This window comes from Streptomyces sp. NBRC 109706, from assembly GCF_000974485.1.
In the GTDB taxonomy this organism is placed as follows: domain Bacteria; phylum Actinomycetota; class Actinomycetes; order Streptomycetales; family Streptomycetaceae; genus Streptomyces.
In genome coordinates, this window is sequence record NZ_BBOM01000005.1 from 419,084 (window position 1) to 444,606 (window position 25,523).

Consider the following 25,523-nt stretch of genomic DNA (forward strand, 5'->3'; position numbering starts at 1 on the left):
TCGGCGGGTCGGACGGGTCGGAGAGAAGTCGATGTCGGAGAGCGCCAGCGGGCGATGCCGGTCCGACGCCCCCCTCGGGGGCCGCTGGTGACCGAACAGGCCCCGTCGGGCGCCGAGTCCGAGGGCTCCGACGCTCCGAAGAACGCGTCCGCCGCCGGCCGAGGGCCGGCGGCCGAGGCCGACCCCCGCCCCGCTCCGGGCCCCGAGCGCGCCGCCGACGCCTCCGCCACCACCACGGAGGAGCCCCCGTCCACCGAGCCCGTCGAGGAGCGCGCGGCGCCCGAGGAGGGCCCGGCGTCCCGGTCGGCGGCGGAGCGCGTCCGGAACGCGTCCAAGGCGGCCTGGCGGGGCGTGCGGGCGGTCGCCCGCAAGCCGTACTGGGATCGGCCGCGCGAGAGTTGGCTGGTGCGGCGGTGGCCCGATCTCACCGCCAGCCTGGTCGCCACGTTCTTCTTCTGGCTCTCGCTCACCCCGTCGCTGGTGCCCAGGCCCTGGTACTACCAGGGGGCGATCGGCGGGATCACCGCCGCCATCGGCTACGGCCTCGGGGCCCTGCTGAGCTGGCTGTTCCGGCTGCTCTTCCGCAAGCGGCTGCCGAGCGAGACGGTGCGCGCCCGGGCCTGGTTGGCCTATCTGCTGCTGGTGCCCTGGGCGGTGGCCGCGATGTTGGGGCAGAGCGCGGACATGCAGCGGGAGCTGCGCCAGCTCCAGGGGTTGCCGCCCACGCTCACCTGGCACTCACTGATGATCGCGCTGATGGCGCTGGCGATGCTGGTGCTGCTGCTGGTGGTCGCGCGCACCATCCGGCTGTTCACCGGGCTGCTCACCCGCCTGCTGAACCGTTTTGTCCCCTGGCCGATCGCGGTCGCGTTGGGGCTGGTCATGAGCACGGGAATCGTGGTGATCGGCACCCGGGACGTGGTGTGGGACCGCGGCATCCTCGGCATCGCCGACCGGATCGCCGCCGCCAAGGACCGCAGCACCGACGCCGGGGTGATGCGGCCCTACTCACCCCAGGTCTCGGGCAGCCCCGACTCGCTGATCCACTGGGACGATCTGGGCAACAAGGGCAGGACCTTCGCCGGCACCACGCTCTCCAGCGACGAGATCTCCGAGTTCACCGGCGAGCCGGCGTTGCCCCCCGCGCGGGTGTATGTGGGGCGCGCGGCCTATGACGACTACGCGGACGGCGCCGAGTTGGCGGTGCGAGAGCTGGAGCGGGTGGGCGCCTTCGACCGGGAGGTCCTGGCCATCACGGGAACGACCGGCACCGGCTGGGTCAACCCGACCACCGTCGAGGCCCTGGAGTACATGCACGGCGGCGACACCGCCGTGGTCACCATGCAGTACTCCTACCTGCCCAGTTGGGCCTCCTTCATGGTGGACAGGAACGAGGCGGGCACCGCCACCGAGGCGCTGGTGGACGCGGTGTACGCGCGCTGGCAGCAGGAGCCGGAGAACGACCGTCCGAAGCTGCTGGTGTTCGGCGAGAGCCTGGCGGTCTCGGCGATCGAGTCGGCGTTCGACGGACTGGACGACCTGCTGGACCGCACGGACGGCGCGCTGCTGATCGGCCCGCCCGACTTCAGCCCGCTGCACACCGAGCTGACGGAGCGTCGGGACCCAGGCAGCCCGATCTGGCGGCCGGTCTACGACGCCGGCCGGCATGTGCGCTTCGCGCAGTTCCCCGAGCTGGACCTGGCGGAACCCGAGGGCCGGCCCTGGCAGTACCCCCGGGTGGTCTATCTCCAGAACGCCTCGGACCCGGTGGTCTGGTGGTCGCCGAGCCTGCTCTTCGAGCGGCCCGAATGGCTCAACCAGCCGCTGGGCCCCGATGTGACCACGGCGATCGACTGGTTCCCGTTCGTCACCTTCTGGCAGACGACGGTGGACATGGCCGTCTCCTACGGCTCGCCCGCCCCGCACGGCCACCGCTACGGCTCCAACCCGGTGAACGCCTGGGCGGCCATAGCGCCGCCCGACGGCTGGTCGGAGACCGATACGGAGCGGCTCAGCTGGCTGTTGGAGATCCGCCACCCACCGAGGCACGGCTGGGCCGGGTGAGGGGGCGCGTTCCCTCGCGGGAGGGAACGCGCCCAGGACGGCTGGTCAACGGTCGTCGCGGCCCTCGGGGTCGGCCGGGGACTCCGTCGCCGATTCGGGCACCGCGGGTTGCACCGGCGCCAGTTCGGCGACGGTGGCGCCGCTGCCGTCGAATCCGGCTCGGCGATCCGCCTCCTCCTGATAGGCGCGGAGATAGCCCACCACCGTGTTGACCACGGCGACCAGCGGCACGGCGACCACGGCCCCCGGGATGCCGGCGAGCATCGAGCCGGCGCCGACCGCCAACACCACCGCGAGCGGATGCACCCGCACCATCCGTCCCAGGATGAAGGGCTGCAACACATTGCCCTCGATCTGCTGGACCAGCAGCACCACGCCCAGCACCAGCAGCGCGTCGACCACGCCGTTGGTGACCAGCGCGACCAGCACCGCCAGCGCTCCCGAGGCGATCGCTCCCACCAGGGGGACGAAGGCGGAGAGGAAGACGATCACGGCCAGTGGCACGGCCATCGGCACATCGATGACGAAGAGCCCGATGCCGATGCCGATCGCGTCGATCAGAGCCACTATCACCGTGCCCCGGACATAGCCGGTGAGCGTGATCCAGGCGCGGGGCCCGGCCCCGGCGACGCTGTCCCTGGCCGCCCTGGGCACCAGCCGCAGGAACCACTGCCACACACCGCCGCCGTCATAGAGCAGGAAGAGCACCACAAAGAGCGTCAGACCGGCGCCGGTGAAGAACTGCACCGCGTAGTTGACGCCTTCGAGGCCGGCCGAGGTCAGCTCGTCGCTGTGGTTCCGTATCCACTCGTTGAGGTCGGTGACCCACTGGTCGAGGTTCTCCTCGGTGATGTCAAAGGGCAGTTCGAGGACCCAGTCCCGCAGCTCCTCGATGCCCTCCTGCACCTGGTCCACCAGCCGGTCGGAGTTGTCCACCACCTGCCAGACCACGAACCAGCCGATCAGGCCCATCACTCCGAAGCCGCCGAAGGCCGTGACCGCGGTGGCGGCGCCTCCGCTGAAGCCCATCCGCTTGAGCCAGCCGACGAACGGCTGGAGCAGCGCGGTGATCAGCAGCCCGGCGGCGAACGAGATCACCAACAGGCTGACCGCGCTCACCACCTGGATCAGCACCCAGATGACCGCGGCCAGCACCAGGGCCCGCCAGCCGGCCTCGGCCGCCACCCGGACACCCCACGGGATGGCCGCCGCCGGCTCGGGCCGCCCGGGGGACGCCAGGGGCCCGCCCCCACCGGGCGGCTCCCCGCCCCCCGGCGACTGGAGCTTCGGGCCCCCGGCCAACACCGCCTCGCGCGCCCTGCCCCCCAGCGCCTCGCCGGGATCGTCGGCCGGCGAATCGGAGCGCTCCCGCTGCCGAGCCGCGTATCCGACGGCGGCCGATCCCTGGTCCCCCGCCTCTCGTTCCCTGCGTTCCTGTTCGCGTTCGGCGGCTGCCCGGAAACCGGACACGCGCGACACCGCACGCGATACCCCGGTCCGCAGCCGACCCAGACGTGACATCACTCTCCTCCGCCCCCTGTTTTCACCGCAGTGCGGGGAATGACGTTACCGCGCGCCGCCGACAGTCGGGGAGCAGCGCGGGCATTCGGGACGTCAGCGATCGCCTTCCCGCGTTCGGCCGCCGAACCGCGAGGTTCACGAAAGGGGCAGGACGCGCGAGATCCCCGCGCCGAGGACGGCACGGGGATCTCGTGAAGTCGCGCGCCGGGCGCGCCTGGGGACGGCTCAGTACCAGTGGTTGGCCTGCCAGAACTCCCAGGCACCACACGGGCTGCCGTAGCGGCTCTCCATGTAGTTCACGCCCCAGCGGATCTGGGTGGCCGGGTTGGTCTGCCAGTCGGCGCCGGCGGACGACATCTTGGAACCCGGCAGCGCCTGCATCAGGCCGTAGGCGCCGGAGGACGGGTTGGTGGCGGTGTGGTTCCAGCCGCTCTCCCGGTCGACGATGTCGGAGAAGCACTGGAACTGGTCCGCTCCCACGATCTGCCGCGCCATGGCCTGGATCTCGGCCTTGGTGTACGACGACTGCACGGGGATGTCAGCCGAGGCGCTGGCGCTCTGTGCCGCCTGGGCGGCGCGCTCGGCGGCGGCCTCCCGCTCGGCCTGTTCCGCGGCCTCGCGCTCACGTTCCCGCTCCGCAGCCTCGTGCCGCTCCTGGGCGTTCTCCGCTGCCGCCACCCGAGCCGCCTCCTGGGCGGCACGGCGGATCTCCGCCTCGGCGGCGGTGGACTGCGACTCCGCCTGCTGGGTCAACGAGGCGGTGTGCAGCTGGGCATTCGTGCCAGCGGGTATCTCAGCGAGCAGTGTCGCGTCCGCCGCGACAACCCCGATGTCCTCGACGGGGGCCTGCTGGTCTCCCGAAGCGACACCGACGGCAGCGCCGACGCTGGTCACCGCGGTGGCGGATGCCACCGCGAATCCCCGGACCGAAATCCCGGTCACACGGTTTCCTTCCGACATCGTCCACGCGAACGACCACGTGGGCGCAATCGTGCCCCTGACTCGGACCTCCCCTGATACATCGAACAAGGAGGCGCTGGCCCGGTCGGAGCCCACCGTCTGACGACGGGGACCCACATGGTGCTTCGGGCGGCATACGGCTCGCGACTGTTCAGTTGTGGACTACGTGAGACGTAGAACGTGAAACGCAAATCACTGTCTCTGCGGGGCCCTTGGGGGGCTCCACCGCCGTATGCGGGGCCTGACAGAGGCACACACTGCCGGAGACCAACACCGGGAAGCAATTCAGCCCTCTGTGGGAAAGGTCACACGCGGTCGCCCCTTGCCAGCCGCCAAAACCCTCGAAACACCGCCCTGCCTGCGGTTAAGCATCACAAAGTGATCACGACGGGGGGAGATCGTCGCACTATCACCCCATTCGCCGGGGCGCGCCCAACTCGCCCGTATTGGGCAACGCACCCGCCGGCTATCGGCGGGTGCGTCAGGAAATGCGCCAACTGTCCGTCCAAGGGCCCTTCGCGGTGGATGGCCGTCCACGGCTGACGCGCGCGGACGGCCATCCGCGCGCGGTCAGACGCGGCCGTCCTCCAGCATCTCGGTGACCAGGGCGGCGATCGGCGAGCGCTCCGAACGGGTCAGCGTGACATGGGCGAAGAGCGGATGCCCCTTGAGCTTCTCCACCACGGCGACCACTCCGTCGTAGCGCCCCACCCTGAGGTTGTCCCGCTGGGCCACATCGTGCGTGAGCACCACTCGGGAGCCCTGTCCGATACGGGAGAGCACCGTCAACAGCACATTGCGCTCCAGGGACTGTGCCTCGTCCACGATGACGAAGGCATCGTGGAGGGAGCGCCCGCGGATATGGGTGAGCGGCAGGACCTCCAACATGCCCCGCGACACCACTTCGTCGATGACCTCCCGGGTGGTCACGGCGGAGAGCGTGTCGAAGACAGCCTGAGCCCAGGGGTTCATCTTCTCTGCCTCGGTGCCCGGCAGATAGCCCAGATCCTGGCCGCCCACGGCATACAGCGGACGGAACACCATCACCTTGCTGTGCTGTCGGCGCTCCAGCACCGCCTCAAGGCCGGCGCACAGGGCCAGCGCCGACTTGCCGGTGCCGGCCCGACCGCCCATCGAGACGATGCCCACCTCGGGGTCGAGCAGCAGGTCGAGCGCGATGCGCTGCTCGGCACTGCGACCATGGATGCCGAACGCCTCCCGATCCCCGCGCACCAGCCGGACGCTGCCGTCCGGGGCCACCCGGCCCAGGGCCCGGCCCCGTTCGGAGGAGATCACCAGCCCCGTGTGCACCGGAAGTTCGGCCACCTCGGGGTCGTGGACCGACTCGTTGGCGAAGAGTTCGTCCACCGCCTCGCCGCCCAGCGTGACCTCTTCGAGGCCGGTCCAGCCGTCGGCGTCGGTGATGGCCAGCTCCGCCCGGTACTCCTCGGCGGCGAGGCCCACCGAGGATGCCTTGATGCGCAGCGGGAGGTCCTTGGAGACGACCGTGACATCGTGCCCCTCGGCCTGCAGATTGCGGGCGACGGCCAGGATGCGGGAGTCGTTGTCGGCCAGCCGGCCCCGCTCGTTGAGCATCGCGGGCGGCAGGATCGCCGGGTCCGAGTGGTTCAGCTCGACCCGCAGGGTGCCGCCGAGGTCGCCGATCGGCAGTGGGGTGTCGAGCCGGCCGTACCGCACCCGGTAGTCGTCCAGGCGCCTGAGCACCTGACGGGCGAAATAGCCCAGCTCCGGGTGGTGTCGCTTCGCCTCCAACTCGGAGATCACGACGACGGGCAGGACCACCTCGTGTTCGTCGAACCGGGTGAGTGCCGCGGGGTCGGCGAGCAGGACACTGGTGTCGAGGACGTACATGCGCCGGTCATGAGCGCGCTTCTTGCTGATGGCCACGTGTGGACGAACCCCCTCGGAAGAGGTCGGGAATCGAGGCGCCCAGGGCGCCGGGGGTCTGACGGCCGGCCCTGGCCCGCACGCACGGGCCCGGCGCCGGGCCTGGTCCATGTCCGTGGTGCGCAAACGGGCCTCCCGGCGGACCGTGCGTCGGCACGGTCCGCCGTGAATATGCCCGCACACCACACATCTCATGCGACCGTCCGCTCGGACGGACGCTCGAACCACGGCCCCGGCCGGCGTCAACCCACCGCCCCACCGTCACCCTGTCCCCGGCATACGTCCACGTATGCCGCCCGGGTCGCCCCGGGCCTGGCGACATACCTCGATGTGGCTCAGACGCCGTACCTGCGGTGCCTGGCGGCATAGTCACGCAGCGCCCGCAGGAAGTCCACCTTGCGGAAGGCGGGCCAGTACACCTCGCAGAAGTAGTACTCGGAATGTGCGCTCTGCCAGAGCATGAACCCGGACAGCCGCTGCTCGCCGCTGGTCCTGATCACCAGGTCGGGGTCCGGCTGGCCCCGGGTATAGAGGTGCTCCGAGATGTCCTCGACGGTGAGCCCCTCCGCCACCTCGGCCAGCGACTGCCCCTCCACCGCCCGCTTGGCCAGCAGCGAGCGGACCGCGTCGGTGATCTCCTGCCGACCGCCGTAGCCCACGGCGACGTTGACCAGTATCCCGTCGCGGTCCCCCGCCAGGTCCTCGGCCTCCCGCAGCACCTTGCGCGTGCGCTCGGGCAGCGCCTCGGCCGCGCCGACGTGGTGCACCCGCCAACGGCCGTCCTCGGCCAGGTCGCGGACCGCGCCCTCGACGACGGAGAGCAGCACCTCAAGCTGCGCCGGCTCCCGGTTGAGGTTGTCCGTGGACAGCAGCCACAGCGTCACCACCTCGACGTCCGTCTCGGCGCACCAGCCCAGCAGCTCTCTGATCTTGGCCGCGCCCGCCTCGTATCCCTGCTGGGTCCTGCCGCCCGACGCCTTGGCCCAGCGGCGGTTGCCGTCCAGGATCACCCCGATGTGCTTGGGGGCTCCGGCGGTGTCGAGCCGTCCCTCCACGCGTCGTGCGTACAGCCTGACGGCCAGTCGCCGCAGCGTCTCGTACAGCCTGTTCCTCATCGCCTCTGATCCAACCCCTCTTACCCGCTCCCGGTGCCCGGAACTCTACTGCCGCCCGGCCGTCCCCCACGCCGACACCGGGGGATCCGGCCAGCCTTGGCACAGCGGGCGGGGCCGGGCGCGGACAGGGAGAGGACAAGCGGAGGAAGCAGAGGAGGAAGGGGAAAGAAGAGAGAGGAAGAACGGAGACAGAAAGCGGGCCGGTCCGTGGGGGGGGTTACGGACCGGCCCGAGGGGGGGTTTCCACCGTAACGCATCGGACCGTGGGTCGCGCCCACGGCGACAGCTGAATTAACCGGCGAGTCCCGCCACCACCAACGAGCCCAGCGCGCCCAGCGCCATAAAGGGGCCAAACGGAACGGCGGTCCTACGACTCGCCCGGCCGGTGAGCACCAGAGTCAGCCCGTAACCGGCGGCCAACAGAAAGCCGACAAAGGTGCCGAAGAACACATGGTCCCAGCCGTACCAGCCGAGGACCAGCCCGATGGAGGCCGCCAACTTCACGTCACCGAACCCCATGCCCCTGGGGTTGATCAGAAAGAGCAGAAAGTACACCCCGGTGAGCACCCCGCCGCCGGCGAGGGCGCGCGGCCAACTGCCGTCGGCCCCCGGCAGCAGCGCGCACACCCCCAGGGCGACGGCGAGGGCGGCGGCCAACGGGAGCGTGAGCACATCCGGCAGCCGCTGCACCGACAGGTCCACCGCCGCCAGCAGCACCAGCGGTGGCACGGCCAGCAGCCACACCGCCACCTCGGGCCGATCCCCGACCGCGGCGGCGAGCACCCCGCAGCAGCCGGCGGTCACCACGGCCAGCCGGACGGGCGACCCGCCATAGCGCCGGCCGTCCGCCGCGGCGCAGCCCGGGCAGCGACCGGGGCCAACCCAGCCGGCCGCGCCCCGCTCCAGGGGGTGACCGGCCGGACAGTCGGAACGCCAGGGCTGCTCGGGCTCGACGGACAGCCGGTAGCCGGGGCGCACCAACAGCGGTCCGGCCAGCGCACCGAGGCAGCTGGCGACGGCGATCAGCAGGTAGGGCACGGGCCGAGCGTACGGCCTGGTTCCCGCCTCCGGGCGGGGTGCCTGTGGATAGACGCACCGAAGAGATGACAAAACGTCAAGCGGGTCGGTCCGCGCCATTGGGGGGGAGGGCGGACCGACCCGTCGGGTGGGTCAGACCGGAGCAGGGGGGGTGGCTCACGATCCGCCCGGCCAGCCGTCGCCGGGGTGGGTGTGACGACGCTGGCGCCCACGGTGTCGACCAAGGCCAACACGAGGGAACCATACCGCACGCCCCACGACGTCGCTTTTACGGGAACGACGCCTCCGCCGCAGCTCGGACGGGGTGACGGAGCGGAACGACCACCGTGAACGCACCGCTCCGGGGCGCTGCGCCAGCTCGGCCAGGGCGCGACGTCACCCGGAGCCGAGTCGGCGCAGCGCGCGGCCGTAGCGGCGGGCGACAAAGCCCCGGACCAGCCGCCCCAACGGGCCGGCGAGCCGCATGTACCAGGCGGCGGGGCGACTGATCGCCGTCACCTCCAGCCACACCGAACCGTCCGGCCGCCGCTCCAGGACGAAGGCCTCCTCACCCGACTCCGGATGACCGCGCAGCGTGCCATAGGCGAACCCGACCCGATCCGGCTCGGCCACGCACCACACCACCCGGCAGGGCGCGCGGAGCAGCCGCAACGGGCCGAGTCGCAACGTGATCACCGCCGTCACATCGGGACCCGCGCGGGGCGTCCCGGCCTCGACGGGCACCCAGGCCGCCCGGTGCATGCGCCAGTCGAACAGCGCCTCCTCGGCCGCCCGCCACACCTCGGGCCCCCGGCCCAGGCGGGTGCGGTAGGTCAGCCGGTGCCAACCGGCGGGCGGAACGGCGTCGCCACCGGCGCGCGTCAGGCCCAACTCGCGATAGCTGAAAGCCGATGTGGACAGTTGAACTCGTCACCCCTCGTTGCCGGTTGATGCCGGATACCTCATAGCATGCACCGTACCGTTCACCGGTTCTCAGGGGGATCGACTCATGGCAGCGCAGCACGAACCGTCACAGTTCACCCCGCTGGGCCCCGCCGACCCCCGGCAGGTCGCCGGATACCGCCTGGTCGCCCGGCTCGGGTCCGGCGGGATGGGCAGCGTGTACCTCTCCTTCACCCCCGGCGGACAGCCCGTCGCCGTCAAGGTGGTGCGCGGGGAGTTCGCGGAGGACCCGGCGTTCCGGCGCAGGTTCGAGCACGAGGTGCGGGCCGCGCGCGAGGTCCAGGGCGTCTACACGGTGCCGGTGCTGGACAGCAACACCGAGGGCGCCGCGCCCTGGCTGGCCACCGCGTTCGTGCCGGGCCTCTCCCTGCACGAGGTGATCGGCGCGCACGGGCCGCTGCCGGCGCAGACCGTGCTGCTGCTGGTGGGCGGCATAGCCGAGGCGCTCCAGTCGATCCACTCCAGCGGCATCGTCCACCGGGACCTCAAGCCGGGCAATGTGCTGCTCAGCGCGGACGGCCCCAAGGTGATCGACTTCGGCATCGCCAGGGCCGCCGACGTGACCGCGCTGACCGGAACTGACGTCCGGGTCGGCACCCCGTCCTATATGGCGCCCGAGCAGATCGTCGGAACGTCGCTCACCCCGGCCGCGGACGTGTTCGCGCTGGGCATCGTGGCCTACTACGCGGCCACCGGCGGGCACCCGTTCGGTGAGGGTGCCGCGCACGCGGTGATGTACCGCATGGTGCAGGAGACGCCGGATCTGGGCGCGGCACCCGAGACGCTGCGGGGGCTGATCGGCGCCTGTCTTGCCAAGGAGCCGACGGCGCGGCCCACCCCCGCGCAGATCATCGAGGGCTGCCGCGCGCTGTCCCCGGGGCAGACGTTGCAACGCGACGACAGCTGGCTGCCGGCCGGCGTCGGGGCGGCCGTCGCGGCGCGGCGTAACGCGGCGCTGCCGGTGCCGGAGGCACCGCGGACCCCGCCACCGCCGGCGACCCCACCACCGGGCGCCTTCGGGCCGCCGGCGACGCCACCGGCCGTGGGCAACGCCGTGCCCGCACCCGGAGGGCCGGCGACACCTCCGCCGAACGGGCCGGACAGGCGCACCAGAAACGTCGTCCTGCTGATGGTGGCGACCGCCGTGGTCGCCACCATCGTGGGCGCCACCCTCGCCATCAAGTTCGCCGGCACCGAGGCGGCATCCACCAACCCGTCGGCCAACGCCACCGAAAACACCACCGACCCGGCCGACCAACCCGACGACGCCCCCACAGACGACACCCCCACCCCCGAAAACCCCCCACCGGGCGAAACCCCCGACACCCCACCGGACGAGGAACCCGACCCGGACTCGGACTCGGACTACACACTGATCGAATCAGACGCCGAACTGGACATCGTGGCCCCGATCTTCCATCGGGACACCAACAACTCGGACGAACGCTGCATCGGTGGCAACCGCACCGAGGTGGACCTTGACGCATTGACGGTCCAGGCGAACCGCAAGGCGCTCGGTGCCGGGCCATCCCCGCGCGTGGAAATGCAGTACATCTACTGCGACGAACCCGGGCTGATCGATCAGGGCATCGAGTTTCATCCGCAGACCTTCGTGGGCACGGTCAATGACGCCGAAATCTCTCCGGAGGACTGCTATGAGGCGGCACACACTCCAACGTTGCCGCACATCATTCCCGCCGACGACATTCTCGCGGACAGCACGCTCAGGGAGAACACCGGACTCTGCTTCGACACCACCGAGGGCAACGTAGTGTTGCTCTGGATCACCCGAGTCACCGCTGATCCCCACAATCAGGACCTGCGCACCTATCTGACCGAGGTGACCATATGGAGTCCGAGCTAGGGGGACCGGTGGCGGTCACTCTCCGGTGGGCCAGGAGATCTCCACTCGGCGGTTCTGCTGCCGGCCCTCTTCGGTGTTGTTGTCGTAGAGCGGATAGTCCTCGCTGTAGCCACGGACGTTGAAGTCGATGGTGTCGGCGTTGGTGAGCAGTTCCAGGAGCACCAGGTGGGTGTTCCTGGCCCGGTTCTCGGAGAGGGGCACGCCGCTCTCATAGGAGCCGATATCGTCCGTGAAGCCGAAGATGTTCACCGTGGACGGTTGGTATTCGTCGATCGCGGCGGCCACTTCGGCCAGTGCCTCCCGCGATGCCTCGGAGACCTCGTCACTGCCCCGACCGAAGAGGACATCGGTCTGCAGGGTGAACTTGCGCTGGCCGCTCGTACGTTCCTCACGCTGCTCGCCGCCGCCGTTCGGCTCCTGGCCTTCCGGGGACTGCCCAGGCTCCTCGGTCGGAGTCGGATCGCTCGGGGAGGTCTCCTGAGACTCTTCGCTTCCGACGTCCTCGATGATGAACTTGACGTCCAGCACGCGCGGTTCGGCAAGCGTCGCCCCGTCAGTCAACATCAGACCTGAGGCGGCTGGATCGATGTCGGGCGGTGCCGGAGCCTCGTATCCGGGAGGCTGTTCGACGACTTCGTCTGTCTCGTCGGCCGCCGCGAGCGGAGCGCCGAAAGCCCATGCGGCGACCGCGGTCGAGGCGACCACAGCGATCCGGGCCTGATGGCGAATCGTATGCATAGTTGGCCTCTCAGCGAATCTCGATGGTGGCGGGGGGCATTTGACCGATCTGGAAATCCACCTCGGTGGTGCTGGCGTCCGGCTCGGGGAACTGCGCGAACCATGTCACGGTGTCTCCGGCGTCAACGCGCAGTCCGAAGTTGGTGCACAGGCAGCGTCCCTCGGTGTCACGAAGGATCAGATAACGCTTGCCCTCCTCACGCGCCGTGAGCGTCGCTCCCGCCATGGAGAAGTCATTGCCCGCCAGCTCACGCTCTCGACCGGCCCAGGCCTGATCGCCCCAGTCGTCCCCACCATTGTGAAGCGTGCCCTCCACGGTAAGGAAGCCTCCCGCCTCGCGCTCGGCCCGTGTGAAGGTGAGGGTGATGCCGTCCTCGCCCGTGACCGTGGCGAGGGGCTCCGCACTCTCTCCCTCGTCGTTGCCGGCCTCCTCGTCGTCGCCCCCGGCGCCGTCGTCCTGCGGCTGCTCCTCCTCGGGGGTTCCGGTGTCACCGCTGGGTGTCGCCGTTGAATCGCCGCCATCGTCGTCACCGCCACCGCTGCAACTCGCCACAGCGATGACCAGTGCGGCTCCCAGAGCGATGACGATCAAGATGAGACGCGACTTGCTATCACGGAGGTCCATCGGGCGCTATTCCTTTGCCTATCAGCTCGTCGGTGATGGTCAATCTTCCAAATAAACGCGGAACATATCCCGGGCCTCTGGCAAGGCGTCCTCGTCTCCGGGGTCGAAGGACCAGTCCCGATCTTCGTCGCACGTCAACTCGACACGATCTTCCTCTTCCTCCGCAAGGATGCAGAGACCTCGGATGACCGCGGTGGCCTCCGCCTCCGCGTACTCGTTCTCGGTGGCGGGGATCAAGGAGTCGCCGACCGGTTCAAGGGTTCTGACCCTCGTCGTGTAGCTCAGGCCGGAATCGCCCGCACGACACGCGATCACCTCGGCGCCGTTGCGCTCCGCCAGCCGCGGCGCGGCCTGCTCACAGGGGGCACCGGAACGGGGAGCATCGCCGTCGAGGATGTCGCCCAAGTCCTCGTCTTCGTCCCCCAGAGCACCGAGGAACCCTTCATAGAGCTGATCCCTGGCTTCCCTCGCCGCAGCCAGCGCGGCTGCGTCGGCCGCTGACTGTGCGGCGCTGCGGGTGACGGCTGCCTGGACAAAGACAAAGAACAACAACGCCACCGTCAGGAGACCGGTGATCATCCAAATGTAGAGGGGGAAGACCGCCCCACGAGCGTCTCTTGTCAGACTCAGCCGAGGATGTCGCCGACCGCATCGCGCACAGCATTCGACACCTCGGTGTGAATGTTCAACGACACCACCGCGACCACCACCGTCGCGATCAGTAGGAGCAGGCCCGCGTATTCCACGAAGCCCGCGCCTCGGTCGGTTGTGTGGGGGCGGAGTCGTGTGTTGATGGTGTGTCTGACGTACGACAACAGGCTGCTCATGGTGTCCCTCTCCTCCGGCCGACGCCGGCTCAGCCGGGCCTGTGGCGGCCCTGCCCCTCCACTTCCCACGGTAGCGCGGGTGGGAGAGTGCGGGTATCCGGAGCAGCGGGCAACGGCGGCTCGTGGGGCTCCCGTTGCTGGCGGGACGCACCATGCCCGACCCCCTCCCGCAGGCCAACCCCTACACCTTCCGGCACTGACTGTGCCACATTCACTGCCCTCAGGTCAGCAAGTCCCGTGCCCCCGCCCGTGGTTCGTCGGCCGGCGGGGGCTTCCGGTGCGGCACGCGCTCCGCACCGGGCACGGAATGACGTGCCCGGTGGGGTGGGCCGTGAAACGGGCCGGAGGGGACGGATCCGGTCAGACGGCCTGCTGTTCGCCGCCGACGCTGCCGCCGCCTTCGCCGCCTCCGCTGTCCTGGAGGGTGCGTGCCAGCTCGTCCTCGTAGTCGGTGACGGTGGTGATCACGGTGTCCGTCATATCGGCCAGGCCGGTGAGCTGTTCGCTGATGTCGCTGCGCCCGTCCTTCCAGCCGCTGACGAAGCTGTCCAGCGCGTCGACCACCCGGTCGTCGCCGAAGGCGTCGTTGTACTGGTCGAACGTGTCTCCCGTCCGGTTCATGTACTCCTTGACGGAACGCAACTGCGGCGCGAACTCCTGCAGTTCGGCGAGCGGAATCGCCATCCTCTCTTCACTGCCGGACATGCGCTGCCCTCCCCTCCGGTAGGTAGTTCAACTGATCAACGGGTGAAATCAGAGTAAAAGCGATTGAACCGAGTGAACCAGGTGAGACGGTCCGTCCCCGCTAGAGGAAGCGGAACGTCGAGGTGATGGCGTCGAACACGTCGAAGAAGGAGTCCGCGAGGTCCAGCACCTGGCTGGAGCCCGAGACCAGCGCCACCGCCTGCTCGTCCCCGGGGACGGGGATGAACGTCTGCATCAGCACCGCGCGGACGGTGCGGCTGTCGTTGGGGACCTTGATGTCCTCGACGCCCTTGGTGCGCGCCGCGGTGCCGACGTCCTTGATCTCGACGACCGAGACATCCCGCCAGGCGTCGCCCGGCTTCTTGGCCTCCCGCGCGCCGAGTTGGCCGACGATGGCCGACGGGTCGGTGGGCAGGATCTCGCCGGTCGAGGTGCGGGCTCCGATCATGGAGACCGTCACCGAAGCGGTGATCGGCGGCCCGTCGCCGAAGCTCTGCGCCATGCAGCCGCAGTAGACGGATCCGTTGTCCCAGGCGTGTTTGGCCTGCTTGCGCAGGAAGCCGCCGATGAGGTCGCGGTGTTCGGCCATCTCGGGGTTGGCGCGCACCCGTTCGTCGACCATGCGCCGGATGCTGTTGTCCCTGGTCTCAGGCCGGAGGTCGAACTCCCACCAGGAGTCGGGGACGTTGATCCGGAAACCGTCACGCTTGACGGTGACGGCGTCGACCCATTTGTCGGTCATGGCGTTCGCTCCCTCAGTACCCAGCGTTCAGGCCCGCGAAGGCCGGCAGCAGCCTGTCGACGGCTATTCGCGGAGCCCTTCCTCCAGCTGCCGGTCCAGATCGGCATAGCCGTCGGCGGCGCCGTCCAGGAAGTCGGCCATGCCCTGCAGGGCCTCGATGGCATCCCTGGCGCCGGTGTTGAACTCGTCGTAGGACTGATCGAACGCCACCGACGAGGCGGAGGTGACATATCCGTCCCTGACCAGATCCTGGATATATGTTCGCAGGGTCTGGAGCTTGGTGTGGATCTCGTCCTTGGCATCCACCAGATAGTCAGCAGCGTCGTGCATGTCCTGGTATGTGACATCGATGTCGCCCTCGGCCATGGCGCCACCCCCTCCCTGACGAGCTTACGCGGAGGCAGGTCCGCATGCTTCCACGACTTGGTAACAGCCGCCGCACGGAAGGCGCAACCACGCGGTGTCCGGCCGGGGTTCAGCGATCGCCCAGAAGCTCGCGGAAGTCGGTACCGGAACCGAGAAGCATGCCCGTGACAATAATGATCATAGTGGCGGGAACCATGAAGACCAAGGTCGCCAGCGTCGCCTTGGGGATGGCCTTGGCGGCCCTTCGACGGGCGTTCTGCGCGTCGGTGCGGCGCATGTCCTTGGCTATCTGCACCAGGGTGTCGGCGATCGGCGCGCCCAGCTCCTCGCCCTGCTGCAGCGCGGTGACGAACTGGTTGACCGGCTCGGAGTCGTTGCGCCGGCGCAGCTCGTCGAACGCCTGACGGCGGGAGACGCCCATGTCCATCTGGCGCAGGGTGATCTGGATCTCGTCCGCCCAGGGCCCCTCGTAGCGCGCCGAGACCCGGTCCAGGGCCTGGCGGAAGCTGAGCCCGGCGGAGACGACGACGGCCAGCACGTCCAGGAAGTCGGGGAGCGTGCGGTCGATCACCTCGCGCCGCTGGCGCACGCCGTCCCAGATCGCCGCGTCGGCGGCGAACAGCCCGAAGGCAAGGCCGAAGAGCGCGAACAACGGCCAGCCGGCCACCGTGAACAGGGTGGCGGTGCAGAGCCCGAAGACGCCGTAGACGGCGCGCCTGGCGGCGTAACGGTCGACGGTAAGGCCGCCCGGGTGGCCTGCCAGATCGATCTTCCGCCGTTTGCGGTCCACCGCGGCGGGCCCCATCAGCCGCAGGACCAGGGGCGCGAAGCGCATCCCGAGCCGGTCGACGGCGGAGCCGGTGGCCGACACCCGGGTGGAGCCGATCTCCAGGGCGAGCGCCAGATCGGCGGGCAGCGGGGTGCTGGACCGCAGCATGCGTATCGCCGCGACCACGCCGAACACGGCGACCCCCATCAACAGGCCCAGCAGCAGCGCCATCGCGGCACCTCTCTCTCCACCAGGGACAACTCCACCAGGAACAACTCCCCCGGGTACAACGGCAGCAGGATCGGCGACAGACCCCGGTCAGACATCGATACGTCCGAATCTGCGTACCACCACGAAGCCCACCACATACAGCGCGAGCGACACCAGCATGGCGATCTGGCCGCCGGCGCTGGATGTGACCCGGCTCAGCGCGCCGGGCGACATCGAGTTGATCATCAGCAGCGCGCCCAGGCCGAGCAGCGGGATGGTCACGGCCGTCGCGTTGATCTCGGCGAGCATGGTGCGCACCTCCCGCCGGGTCTCCTTGCGTTCCTCCAGCGTGGTGGTGAGGTTGCGCAGCGACGCGACGATGGTGCCGCCCGCGCGGTTGGCCAGCACCAACGTGGAGACCAGAACGGTGAGTTCGCGGGACGGCAGCCGTTCGCCCAACTCGCTCAGGGCCTCTTCGAGGGACCGGCCGACGGCCAGCTGGTTGGCGACGATGGTGAGCTCGGCGCCGGCCGGCTCCTCCATCTCCTCGGCCGCCATGGAGAGCGCGGTGCGCATGGCCAGCCCGGCCGCCGTGCCGTTGGCGATCAGCCGGGCCAGCTCGGGGAGTTGCCCGATGAAGCGGTCGGTGCGCTTGGCGCGCTGCCAGCTGAGGAAGGTGTTTCCGCCCCAGATCGCCACCAGTCCGAAGACCGGGCCGAAGAACGGCGCCAGCACCACCGAGCCGATCAGCCAGAGCCCGGCGACCACGCCCAGGACATAGCCGACATACTCGCCGACGCTGAGGTCGAGCCCGGTGGACTGGAGCTTGAGCCGCAGCCGCCGGCCGAAGTCCGTGCCGCGCAGCCGCCGGTCGAGACCGGCGAAGGGACGCCGGCGTCCGCCGGGGCCGCGCCGCGTCGGGCCCGCGGACGACGCCCCGGTGCCGCTGAGCCGGTCGATCAGCTCGCGGTGACTGGCCCGGCCCGAGGCATAGAGCCGCAGCCCGGCGACGCCGCAGGTCAGGGCGAGCACGGTGAGGCCGAGGGCCAGCAGCGAGAGATCGCCCATGTCAGTTCGCCTCCCGCAACGCCAGGTGTGCGTCGTCGAGTTGGACCCCGAACGCGGGCGGCACCTGCTGGCCCGCCAGATAGAGCCGGTTGGCCACCGCACGGGGCAGCGGATAGTGCTCGAAGCGGCCGTGCACCCGGCCGTCCTGGCCCATCGGCTCGGCCCGGAACGCGCCGACGGTGGCGATCCGGAACGGTTGCCGGCCGTGCGAGGCCAGGATCGCGACCTCGGCCACCCGCCGCGATCCGTCCGGATGCCGCACCAGCTGCACCAGCACGTCCACCGCGCTGTTGATCTGGTCCCGCAACGCCTCGAAGGGGACGCGCAGTTCGGACATGGAGGCCAGCGTCTGCAGGCGCAGCAACGCGTCCTCGGCGCTGTTGGCGTGCACGGTGGCGAGCGAGCCGTCGTGCCCGGTGGACATGGCCTGGAGCATGTCGAGGGTCTCGCCGCCGCGCACCTCGCCGACGATGATCCGGTCGGGGCGCATCCGCAGCGAGTTGCGGACCAGGTCCCGGATGGTGACCTCGCCCTTTCCCTCGATGTTGGGCGGTCTGGACTCCAGCCGGATCACATGGCTCTGCTGGAGCTGGAGTTCGGCCGCGTCCTCGACCGTGACGATGCGCTCGCCCTCGGGGATCAGTCCGCTGAGCGCGTTGAGCAGCGTCGTCTTGCCCGATCCCGTGCCGCCGGAGACGATCACATTGCATTTGGCCCTGACCAACCCGGCCAGCAGCGTGAGCAGTTGTTCGTCCAGGGTGCCGAAGCCGATCAGCTCGGCGAGGGTGTAGGCGCGGGGGAAGCGCCGGATGGTGAGCGTGGCGCCGGAGAGGGCCAGCGGCGGGATGATCACATTGACCCGCTCGCCGGTGGGCAGCCGGGCGTCCACCATCGGATTGGACTCGTCCACCCGCCGGTTGACGGCGGAGACGATCCGCTCGATGGTCTGCATCAGTTGTTCCTCGGAGGCGAAGCCGAGGGGGAGCCGTTCCACCCGGCCGGAGCGCTCCACATAGATCTGGTCGGGCCCGTTGACCATGATCTCGGTGATCGAGGCGTCCTCAAGCAGCGGCTCCAGGATGCCGAGGCCAAGCGCCTCGTCCACCACCCGGCGGATCAGCAGGGCGCGTTGCTGGGTGGAGAACACCGGGCCCTCGCGGCTGAGGATATGGCCGAGAACCCGCTCCAGCCGGTCCCTGCGCTCGGCGAGGTCGAGCGAGGACATCTCGGCGAGGTCGATCTCCTCCAGGAGCTTCGCGCGGAAGAGAGCCACCTGCCGGCCGTCGCTCAGCCCGCTGCCGGTCGGCTCGTCGGCGGTGTGCACGCGGGAACGCAGGCCCGTCGAACGGTCCTTCACCTGGATCGCACCTCCATCGGATCCGTCGCATGGCCGGCCCGCGCCCGCCAGGGGCGGACGGTCGTGCCTCGGGGTTCAGTCACAGGGCATCGTCACCGTTCTGGAGGCACGGCCAAGGCCGTTGAAGAACGGCAGCACCGTGGGGATCTCCACGCTGGCGGTCACCGTGGCCTCCTCGCCGCAGCCGTCGAGTTCGAAGGTGGCGCCGGCGGCCGCCCAGGAGCTGAGCGACGCCCGCCCGCTGGCCGCGTACTGGTCGGCTATCTCGTCCTGGGCCGCCGTGCGCGCCGCCGCCCTGGCGGCCGAGCCGGCCTGGAGGGCGGCATACCCGACCAGGCCCAGCTGAAGCGCGGCCAGCGCCACCACGACCAGCAGCGGCAGCCAACCGGCGAACTCCACGGCGGTGACGCCCCGGTCCCGCCGGTCGGCGGCGCCGGCGCGGCGGCGGAACGGGCGTCGCATCGGCTCAGCCCTCCTCGGCCGCGCCGGCGGTGGCCGACACGGTCATCGGCAGGTTGAACGCGCCGGGGAAGAGCACCGGCACCTTCAACTCGACGCGGGCGGTACGGACCTCGCCGACCAGCGGGCAGGAGACGGAGGTCTCCCAGGCACCCGGCACATGCTCCCGCGCGGCGGCCGAGCAGGCCGACTCGGCGTCGCCACGCGCGCCCGCGCCGGCCCTGGCTCCCTCGTCGGCGGCGTTTCCGGCGAGGGAGAAGGTGTAGCCGATCAGCACGCACTGCCAGATGACCGCCATCATCAGCAGGACCAGCGGGAAGAGGCCGGCGAACTCCACCACCACCGCGCCCCGGTCCCGGCCGGGACCCCGCCGGCCGCTCATGCCCGCCGGCCCCGGCGGCGGCGACGCGAGGGGGCGGAACGGGGCGCGGCCAGGCCGAGTTCAGCGGCCAGCTCCGTCATGGCGCCACGGACCTGGCCGCGCGCGTCCAGATCCTGCACCCGGCCGGCGTCCAGCGCCTCCCGCAGCTCCTTGAAGGCGGCCGGGATGACGCTCCTGGCGACCTGGGTGCCGGTGATCCTGGCGACGAGTTGGGGCTGGATATGGCTGGTTCTCGAGTGTCGGTTGATCACCGTGAGGGTGTCCTGCGCCTTGCGGATGCGCAGCCGGTCCCACATCCGCACCATGCGGTTGACGGCGCGGACCGCGATCACGTCCGGGGTGGTGACCAGCACGGCGGTGTCGGCCATCTCGACGGCGGCGGCGTTGGCGGCGTTCATCTGGGAGCCGCAGTCCACCACCACCACGTCGTACCTGGCGCGGACGGCGGTCAGCAGCTGGCGGGCGGTGGCGTCGGTGACATCCTCGCCGCGCTCGCCCTCGGCGGGCGCGATCAGCATGGAGAGGCCGGTCTCATGGGTGAACACGGCCTCGGCCAGCACCTGCGGGGTGATGTCGGCGATGCCCGCCAGGTCGGCGACCGAGCGGCGGAACTGCACGTCGAAGTAGGAGCCGACATCGCCGCAGAGCAGATCGAGGTCGACCAGCACCGCGCCCCGTTCGAAGGCGCCGGAACGCTGGGCGGCCAGGGCGAGTTGGGTGGCGAGCAGGGTGCCTCCGACGCCGCCCTTGGCGCCGCAGACCGCCACGATCCGGCCACCGGGACCGGCCGGAACGCTCTCCCCGGCCCCCAGATGGCGGCGCATGCCCTCGGCCCACTGGCCGGCGGCGGCGACCCGGGCGGCGAGCTCCTCATAGGACGGGGGCAGCCCGGCGAGCCCCCGGGCGCCGGCGTCCATGGCGGCGGAGTAGAGCGCGGGAGTCGGCTCGGCCGAGGCCAGCACCACGCCGACCGCGGGGAAGCGCAGGGCGACCTCGCGGACCAGCTCCAGGGCGGGCAGCGGCCCCACCGCCTCGTGGATCACCACGACCTCGGGCAGCCCGGTGAGGGACTCCCGCACCAGCGAGGCCAGGGTGTCGAGCAGGGTGGTGGAGTCGGGCACCGCGCGCATGGGCTCGCTGTCGGGCAGCTGGCTCAGCAGCGTTATCAGGGAGCGCGCGGTGTCCGGATCGCCCACCACGGGGAGAATGCGCGTCGTCATCGGTGCCACCTGCATTCCTTACGGGAACAACTCGTCGAGACCGGCGTGTGGGTTGCCGACGATGTCACCCATGATGGTGTAAGTGCGTTCCTCTGGTGGAATTTCCGTCTCCTCGCCGGGTGCCACCAGCGCCAGCCGCACCTGTTCGGCGAACGCCTCGGCGTAGGTGACGCGTTGTGCGTCGGTGTTGTCCAGGGCGAAGGTGATCGGCACCGCCTCCATGGTGCTGCGGTCCTCGCCGTCCACCTCGGTCAGCTCGCCGACCTCGATGACCTCGGCGTTGTTCACCATCAGCCGGACGATCTCGAACTCGTCCTCGTCCTCGCCGCCCTGCTGGCGGACCCGGAACGCCGCGTACATGTTGATGCTGGCGCCCGGGTAGATCTTGCCGGCCACCCCGGTGGAGGCGTCGATCATGACCGCGATCTCCTGCTGGCCCGGCTGGAGTTCGGGCCGGTCGGCGAGCATGTCGCGCTGGAGCAGCGAGCCCTCCCGCAGCGGGCCGACGGCGACCTTGTCGGCGAGCTGGTCGAGATCGGTTATCGCGGAGTCGGGAACGTAGCGCTCCGGGATGGTGACCTCGACGACCTGGTCGGCCGTCACCTCCTGGTAGGGGTCGACGTCCTCGGCCAGTTCGTAGGCCGTCGTCTCGGGGCCCACCTTGGACTCCACGTCGTTGATCACCGCGATCACCCCGGCGAAGGCCCCGAGGGCCAGCAGGAGGGAGAGCACCAGCAGGAGCAGGCCGCGGCGCTGACGAGCGTTCATAGGACGTGTCTACCTTCTCCGGCAGCCGCGGCTGCGGTGGGCGGGGAAAGGGCCGCGGTGGGCGCCGCCTCGGACTCCGGGGTGGGCTTCGCGGTGGGCGCCGCCTTGGACATGGAACGATCGCCGCCGCTCATCCGACGGGACCGGAGGCAAGTGCCCTGCGGTTGCTGGGTGTTATGGCGCGCTGCCGCTGTTCCAGGGGCATCAGCGGCGAGGCGCAGAAGGCGCAGCGATCCCCGATCAGGGTCAGGCCGCACCAGTGGCACGCCTCCTGCCGCATCGAGCTGACCATCTGGTAGAGCAGCGAGACATCGGGGATGGCGGCGGCGAACTCCACCAGCTTTCCCGTGGCCCACCAGGAGCCCGACTCGGCGGGCAGCGGCACCGGATGGAGCGCCTGCACCTGCCAGCGGCGGGCGAGCGTGCCGGTGACCCACTCGCTGCCGAGGCCGCCGGTGGCATAGGTGAGCGCGGTGGAGAACTGTGGCCCGGTGAGCGTGGCCCCGCCGTCCGGGCGCACCAACTGCGGTGTGGGGCCGGCGAGTACCGCGCAGGAGCGGCCGGTGGGACGGACGCCCTCCTGCGAGGCGGGAAGGGTGATGGGCACCCGGGACAGCTTTCCGCCGGAGGCCAACAGGGCCCCGGCGTAGATGTAGTGGGCCAGCAGCCGCGTCGAGGCGCCCAGCACCCCGGGGCTGAAGTCGCAGACCGAGAGCTGCCGTAGCTGACGGACCAGCACGGCGGTGCCCAGCGGCGGCAGCGCGCTGGGCAGCAGGGCCATCCGGTCGGTCTCCAGCATCGCGCGCACCGCGTGCAGCCGTTGGACGAACGGCAGCGGCGTGGTGGTCGGATAGACCACTATCAGATAGCCGTGTTGGTTGATCAGACGCCCGATCTCGTCCAGCGCGGCGGGAAAGTCCTGCTGGTCGGGCGAGGTGAGGACATGCGCGCCCGGGGTGTGCTGGTCGGTGGGCGGCAGCACCAGGCCGGTACTGGTGACCGCGATCGCAATCGACATGCCGCTCCCCCTGGGCTGAGGACCCGTCTCTTGTTCAGCTGTGTCTGCCCGCCTGGCAGCTTATCGACTCCCACGGACAGGAGAACACCGTCGGCGGATCCCGCTGTTGATCGGGATGGCTGACGGGGAAGGAGGCGGGGAGGTGGGCAGGGAGCTAAGCGGGAAGGGGTGGGTCTCGCCGCGGACTCTGTCGGGACCATTGACACCGCCGCTGGTCTGGACCAATCTGCTGGTGCGACGGTGGCCACCGTTTCCCCACAGCACAACTGCGCGCGTTCTCCCGCCCGTTCCCGTCCGTTCTCGTCCGGGGACAGCGGGGAGGGAAGTGCGGGCGCACCCCCACCACCCCCACACCTTGCTACGGAGGCGACCGTGGACGAGTTCACTTCGCATCGACGCACCCCCACCCAGGACCGACGCACCGGCCGGCGGTCGCGTACCGCGCTGCGGCTGGGCGTGGCCACCGCCGTCGGCGGGCTGCTGGCGGCCGGGCTCGTCGGCGCCGCCGGCGCGGTCGGCACCGCCGCCGACGACCCCGCGCCCACGGCCGTGCCGGGCCACACCCTGACCGGCTACTGGCACAACTTCGACAACGGCTCCACCGTGCTCAAGCTCGGCGAGGTCTCCCCCCAGTACGACATCCTGGCGGTCTCCTTCGCCTCCTCGACCAGCACCCCCGGCGAGATCGACTTCGAACTGGACCCGGTGCTGGGGTACTCCTCGGAACAGGAGTTCAAGGACGACATCGCGGCCAAGCAGGCCGACGGCGTCGCGGTGATCATCTCCGTGGGTGGCGAACTGGGCAATGTCACGGTGAACGACGACGCCTCGGCGGCCGCCTTCGCCGACAGCACCCTGGGGCTGATGGAGGAGTACGGCTTCGACGGGGTCGACATCGACCTCGAACACGGCATCAACGCCCAGTATCTGACGCAGGCCATGGAGGCCATCCACGCCCAGGCCGGCGACGACCTGGTGTACACGATGGCACCGCAGACGCTGGACATGCAGAACACCGGCAGCGAGTACTTCCAACTGGCCCTCAACACCAGCGACTTCCTCACCGCCGTGCAGACCCAGTACTACAACAGCGGTTCGATGCTCGGCTGTGACGGTCAGGTCTACTCGTCGGGCACGGTGGACTTCCTGACGGCGCTCGCCTGTATCCAGTTGGAGAGCGGGCTCTCCGCCTCGCAGGTGGCACTCGGCGTGCCGGCCACCCCGAACGCGGCCGGCTCGGGGTATGTCGACCCGCAGGTGGTCAACGACGCCCTTGACTGCCTGGCACGGGGCACCAACTGCGGTTCGTTTGTGCCGGACCAGACCTATCCGGACATCCGGGGCGCGATGACCTGGTCGGTGAACTGGGACGCCCACGCGGGCAACTCCTGGTCGGACACGGTCGGTCCGCACGTCCACGGCCTGGGCTGACCCCCGCCTCGTCCCCGGCCCGTGCCCCGGCTCGCCCTGATGGGCGGGTCGGGGCGCGGGCCGCCGGCAGGACCGACAACCGGCAACCGGCAACCGGCAACCGACTCAGAAGAATCAGAGGAAGTCAGAAGCAGTCAGAAGAAGGTGCGGAGGCAGTCGACGACCGTGCCGTCGGCCGTGACCACCGGGATCAGCGGCCACTTCTCGAAGATGGTGCAGGGATGGGACATCCCCAGCGCCAGCCACTCCCCCACGGAGGGGGCCGCGGCCCCCTCCTCTGCCCGGACGAAGGCGTGTTGGTCGGAGAGCTTGACCACGGCGAGACCGGCCCCGGACCGCGAGCCGCCGTCCGCCGAGCGGATCTCGACCACCTCGGGAAGCCCCAGGTCATAGGCGATATCGCGCTTCCCGGCGTTGAGCAGCGCCAGACCGGGCTCCGGCTGGGACACCACCTGGGCCCAGAGCAGAAAGGCCGGGCGCAGCTCGCCCTCCGCCGGGATCCGGGTGAAGGGGGTGACCTCCCGGTAGCGGCCGTGGTCATGGCTGACATAGGCGCCGGCGCGCAGCATCCGCACCGTGGGGAGGGAGAGCGCGGGCAGCTCGGCGAAGGCTTCGGCCAGCACGTCGAACCAGGCGCTGCCACCCGCGCTGACCAGCACCTCGGAGAGGCCGTCGAACCTGCCGGCGGCGTCGAACGCGGCGGCCAGGGCACCGAGCTGCCCGAGCCACCGGCGCACGGAGGCGGCATCGGCACCGGGCAACTCGCCCTCGTAGCCGGCGACCCCGACCAGCCGCAGCGTCTCGACGCCGGCGACCGCGTCGGCCACGGCCGTCGCCTCGGCGACATCCCGCACCCCGGTGCGGCCACCGGCGGCGCCCCACTCCACGACCACCTCCAGCGGGCGACGGGCGCCGGCGGCGCGAAGCGCCTCGTCCATCAGCGCGACCCCGGCGACGGAGTCGACATAGACCACACAGCGGAAGCCGGGGTCGGCGTCCAACTCGGCGGACAGCCAACGCAGCGCCGCGCCATCCACCACCTCGTTGGCCAGGAAGACACTCGGGACACCGAAGGCCCTGGCCACCCGCGCCTGATGGGGCACGGCGACCGTGATCCCCCAGGCGCCCAGCTCAAGTTGGCGGTGGAAGAGCGCCGGCGCCATGGAGGTCTTGCCGTGCGGTGCGAGGGCCAGACCATGACGGGCGGCGAAGTCGGCCAGGGTGTGGACGTTGTGCTCCAGCGCTTCGGCGGAGGCGGTCAGCAACGGGGTGGTGAAGCCGCCCCGCTGGAAGTGCCGCCGCTCGGCGGCCAGCTCTCCCACCGTGCGACCGGCGGCGTCGGGCGGCAGCCCCTTGAAGCGGCTGTCCAGGATCTCGTCGGCGAGCTGGTCGAGCGGGCTGGCCATGCGGCTGCTCCCAAGTTCCG

The 25,523-nt window shown here is 70.5% G+C and carries 25 protein-coding genes; 3 read left to right on the plus strand and 22 right to left on the minus strand.

Features of this window, described 5'->3' with window-relative positions; all coding sequences use genetic code 11:
• The first annotated feature begins 87 nt into the window (after positions 1 to 87).
• Positions 88 to 2,064: an alpha/beta-hydrolase family protein gene (locus tag AOM46_RS06800; protein WP_370592652.1), complete on the plus strand. Its 1,977-nt coding sequence runs from the start codon at positions 88 to 90 to the stop codon at positions 2,062 to 2,064.
• Between the two features lie 45 nt (positions 2,065 to 2,109).
• Here AOM46_RS06800 and AOM46_RS06805 read toward each other — a convergent pair whose 3' ends face one another.
• The 6 genes from AOM46_RS06805 to AOM46_RS06830 form a co-directional block, all read right to left on the minus strand.
• Positions 2,110 to 3,534, minus strand: a complete 1,425-nt coding sequence (locus AOM46_RS06805; RefSeq protein ID WP_370592653.1) for an AI-2E family transporter — start codon at positions 3,532 to 3,534, stop codon at positions 2,110 to 2,112.
• Between the two features lie 276 nt (positions 3,535 to 3,810).
• Positions 3,811 to 4,527, minus strand: a complete 717-nt coding sequence (locus tag AOM46_RS06810) for a transglycosylase SLT domain-containing protein (protein ID WP_199823931.1) — start codon at positions 4,525 to 4,527, stop codon at positions 3,811 to 3,813.
• A gap of 588 nt (positions 4,528 to 5,115) precedes the next feature.
• The gene (locus AOM46_RS06815) at positions 5,116 to 6,417 is read right to left on the minus strand and encodes a PhoH family protein (protein ID WP_062207029.1); all 1,302 of its coding nucleotides are present in this window, start codon (positions 6,415 to 6,417) and stop codon (positions 5,116 to 5,118) included.
• A 371-nt stretch (positions 6,418 to 6,788) separates the two neighbouring features.
• Entirely contained in the window at positions 6,789 to 7,568 is a 780-nt protein-coding gene (locus AOM46_RS06820; RefSeq protein WP_062207031.1) for an isoprenyl transferase, read from the minus strand.
• A 291-nt stretch (positions 7,569 to 7,859) separates the two neighbouring features.
• Positions 7,860 to 8,606: an A24 family peptidase gene (locus AOM46_RS06825; RefSeq protein WP_062207033.1), complete on the minus strand. Its 747-nt coding sequence runs from the start codon at positions 8,604 to 8,606 to the stop codon at positions 7,860 to 7,862.
• 375 nt (positions 8,607 to 8,981) lie between these two features.
• On the minus strand, positions 8,982 to 9,476 hold the full coding sequence (locus tag AOM46_RS06830) for a DUF1990 family protein (RefSeq protein ID WP_234313664.1): 495 nt from the start codon (positions 9,474 to 9,476) through the stop codon (positions 8,982 to 8,984).
• Positions 9,477 to 9,594: 118 nt separating this feature from the next.
• Between AOM46_RS06830 and AOM46_RS34535 the strand changes: the two genes are divergently transcribed.
• Positions 9,595 to 11,412: a serine/threonine-protein kinase gene (locus AOM46_RS34535; protein WP_062207037.1), complete on the plus strand. Its 1,818-nt coding sequence runs from the start codon at positions 9,595 to 9,597 to the stop codon at positions 11,410 to 11,412.
• Between the two features lie 15 nt (positions 11,413 to 11,427).
• Here the strand turns inward: AOM46_RS34535 and AOM46_RS06840 are convergent, their stop codons facing one another.
• From AOM46_RS06840 to AOM46_RS06910, 15 genes are all read right to left on the minus strand, one after another.
• Positions 11,428 to 11,976 (minus strand): OmpA family protein, encoded by a 549-nt coding sequence (locus tag AOM46_RS06840; protein ID WP_158920271.1) that lies wholly within the window; start codon positions 11,974 to 11,976, stop codon positions 11,428 to 11,430.
• A 184-nt stretch (positions 11,977 to 12,160) separates the two neighbouring features.
• Positions 12,161 to 12,775: a hypothetical protein gene (locus AOM46_RS06845; RefSeq protein ID WP_062207041.1), complete on the minus strand. Its 615-nt coding sequence runs from the start codon at positions 12,773 to 12,775 to the stop codon at positions 12,161 to 12,163.
• A gap of 39 nt (positions 12,776 to 12,814) precedes the next feature.
• Positions 12,815 to 13,405: a pilus assembly protein TadG-related protein gene (locus tag AOM46_RS33025; protein WP_267887798.1), complete on the minus strand. Its 591-nt coding sequence runs from the start codon at positions 13,403 to 13,405 to the stop codon at positions 12,815 to 12,817.
• Positions 13,402 to 13,602, minus strand: a complete 201-nt coding sequence (locus tag AOM46_RS33030; RefSeq protein WP_062207044.1) for a hypothetical protein — start codon at positions 13,600 to 13,602, stop codon at positions 13,402 to 13,404. Before AOM46_RS33030 ends, AOM46_RS33025 begins: the two co-directional genes overlap by 4 nt.
• 360 nt (positions 13,603 to 13,962) lie before the next feature.
• Positions 13,963 to 14,307: a hypothetical protein gene (locus tag AOM46_RS06860; protein WP_062207046.1), complete on the minus strand. Its 345-nt coding sequence runs from the start codon at positions 14,305 to 14,307 to the stop codon at positions 13,963 to 13,965.
• Positions 14,308 to 14,407: 100 nt separating this feature from the next.
• Positions 14,408 to 15,049, minus strand: coding sequence for a hypothetical protein (locus AOM46_RS06865; protein WP_062207048.1), 642 nt, complete (start codon positions 15,047 to 15,049; stop codon positions 14,408 to 14,410).
• A 63-nt stretch (positions 15,050 to 15,112) separates the two neighbouring features.
• Positions 15,113 to 15,415, minus strand: coding sequence for a WXG100 family type VII secretion target (locus tag AOM46_RS06870; protein ID WP_078856555.1), 303 nt, complete (start codon positions 15,413 to 15,415; stop codon positions 15,113 to 15,115).
• A 109-nt stretch (positions 15,416 to 15,524) separates the two neighbouring features.
• Positions 15,525 to 16,415: a DUF5936 domain-containing protein gene (locus AOM46_RS06875; protein ID WP_062207050.1), complete on the minus strand. Its 891-nt coding sequence runs from the start codon at positions 16,413 to 16,415 to the stop codon at positions 15,525 to 15,527.
• Between the two features lie 87 nt (positions 16,416 to 16,502).
• Positions 16,503 to 17,462 (minus strand): type II secretion system F family protein, encoded by a 960-nt coding sequence (locus AOM46_RS06880; RefSeq protein ID WP_062207052.1) that lies wholly within the window; start codon positions 17,460 to 17,462, stop codon positions 16,503 to 16,505.
• Position 17,463: 1 nt separating this feature from the next.
• Positions 17,464 to 18,819, minus strand: a complete 1,356-nt coding sequence (locus tag AOM46_RS06885) for a CpaF family protein (protein WP_078856556.1) — start codon at positions 18,817 to 18,819, stop codon at positions 17,464 to 17,466.
• Between the two features lie 75 nt (positions 18,820 to 18,894).
• Positions 18,895 to 19,281, minus strand: a complete 387-nt coding sequence (locus AOM46_RS06890; RefSeq protein WP_062207055.1) for a TadE/TadG family type IV pilus assembly protein — start codon at positions 19,279 to 19,281, stop codon at positions 18,895 to 18,897.
• A gap of 4 nt (positions 19,282 to 19,285) precedes the next feature.
• The gene (locus AOM46_RS06895; RefSeq protein ID WP_062207057.1) at positions 19,286 to 19,660 is read right to left on the minus strand and encodes a TadE/TadG family type IV pilus assembly protein; all 375 of its coding nucleotides are present in this window, start codon (positions 19,658 to 19,660) and stop codon (positions 19,286 to 19,288) included.
• Positions 19,657 to 20,880, minus strand: coding sequence for a P-loop NTPase (locus tag AOM46_RS06900; protein WP_062207059.1), 1,224 nt, complete (start codon positions 20,878 to 20,880; stop codon positions 19,657 to 19,659). Before AOM46_RS06900 ends, AOM46_RS06895 begins: the two co-directional genes overlap by 4 nt.
• 18 nt (positions 20,881 to 20,898) lie before the next feature.
• Entirely contained in the window at positions 20,899 to 21,648 is a 750-nt protein-coding gene (cpaB, locus tag AOM46_RS06905) for a Flp pilus assembly protein CpaB (RefSeq protein WP_062207062.1), read from the minus strand.
• 130 nt (positions 21,649 to 21,778) lie between these two features.
• Complete coding sequence (locus tag AOM46_RS06910) at positions 21,779 to 22,666, minus strand: hypothetical protein (protein WP_062207063.1); 888 nt, start codon at positions 22,664 to 22,666, stop codon at positions 21,779 to 21,781.
• 372 nt (positions 22,667 to 23,038) lie between these two features.
• Here AOM46_RS06910 and AOM46_RS06915 point away from each other — a divergent pair, with 372 nt between their 5' ends.
• Entirely contained in the window at positions 23,039 to 24,097 is a 1,059-nt protein-coding gene (locus AOM46_RS06915; RefSeq protein WP_062207065.1) for a chitinase, read from the plus strand.
• Between the two features lie 134 nt (positions 24,098 to 24,231).
• Here AOM46_RS06915 and AOM46_RS06920 read toward each other — a convergent pair whose 3' ends face one another.
• A complete protein-coding gene (locus AOM46_RS06920) occupies positions 24,232 to 25,503 on the minus strand; it encodes an alanine racemase (RefSeq protein ID WP_062207067.1) in 1,272 nt (423 codons plus the stop codon).
• Positions 25,504 to 25,523: the final 20 nt, after the last annotated feature.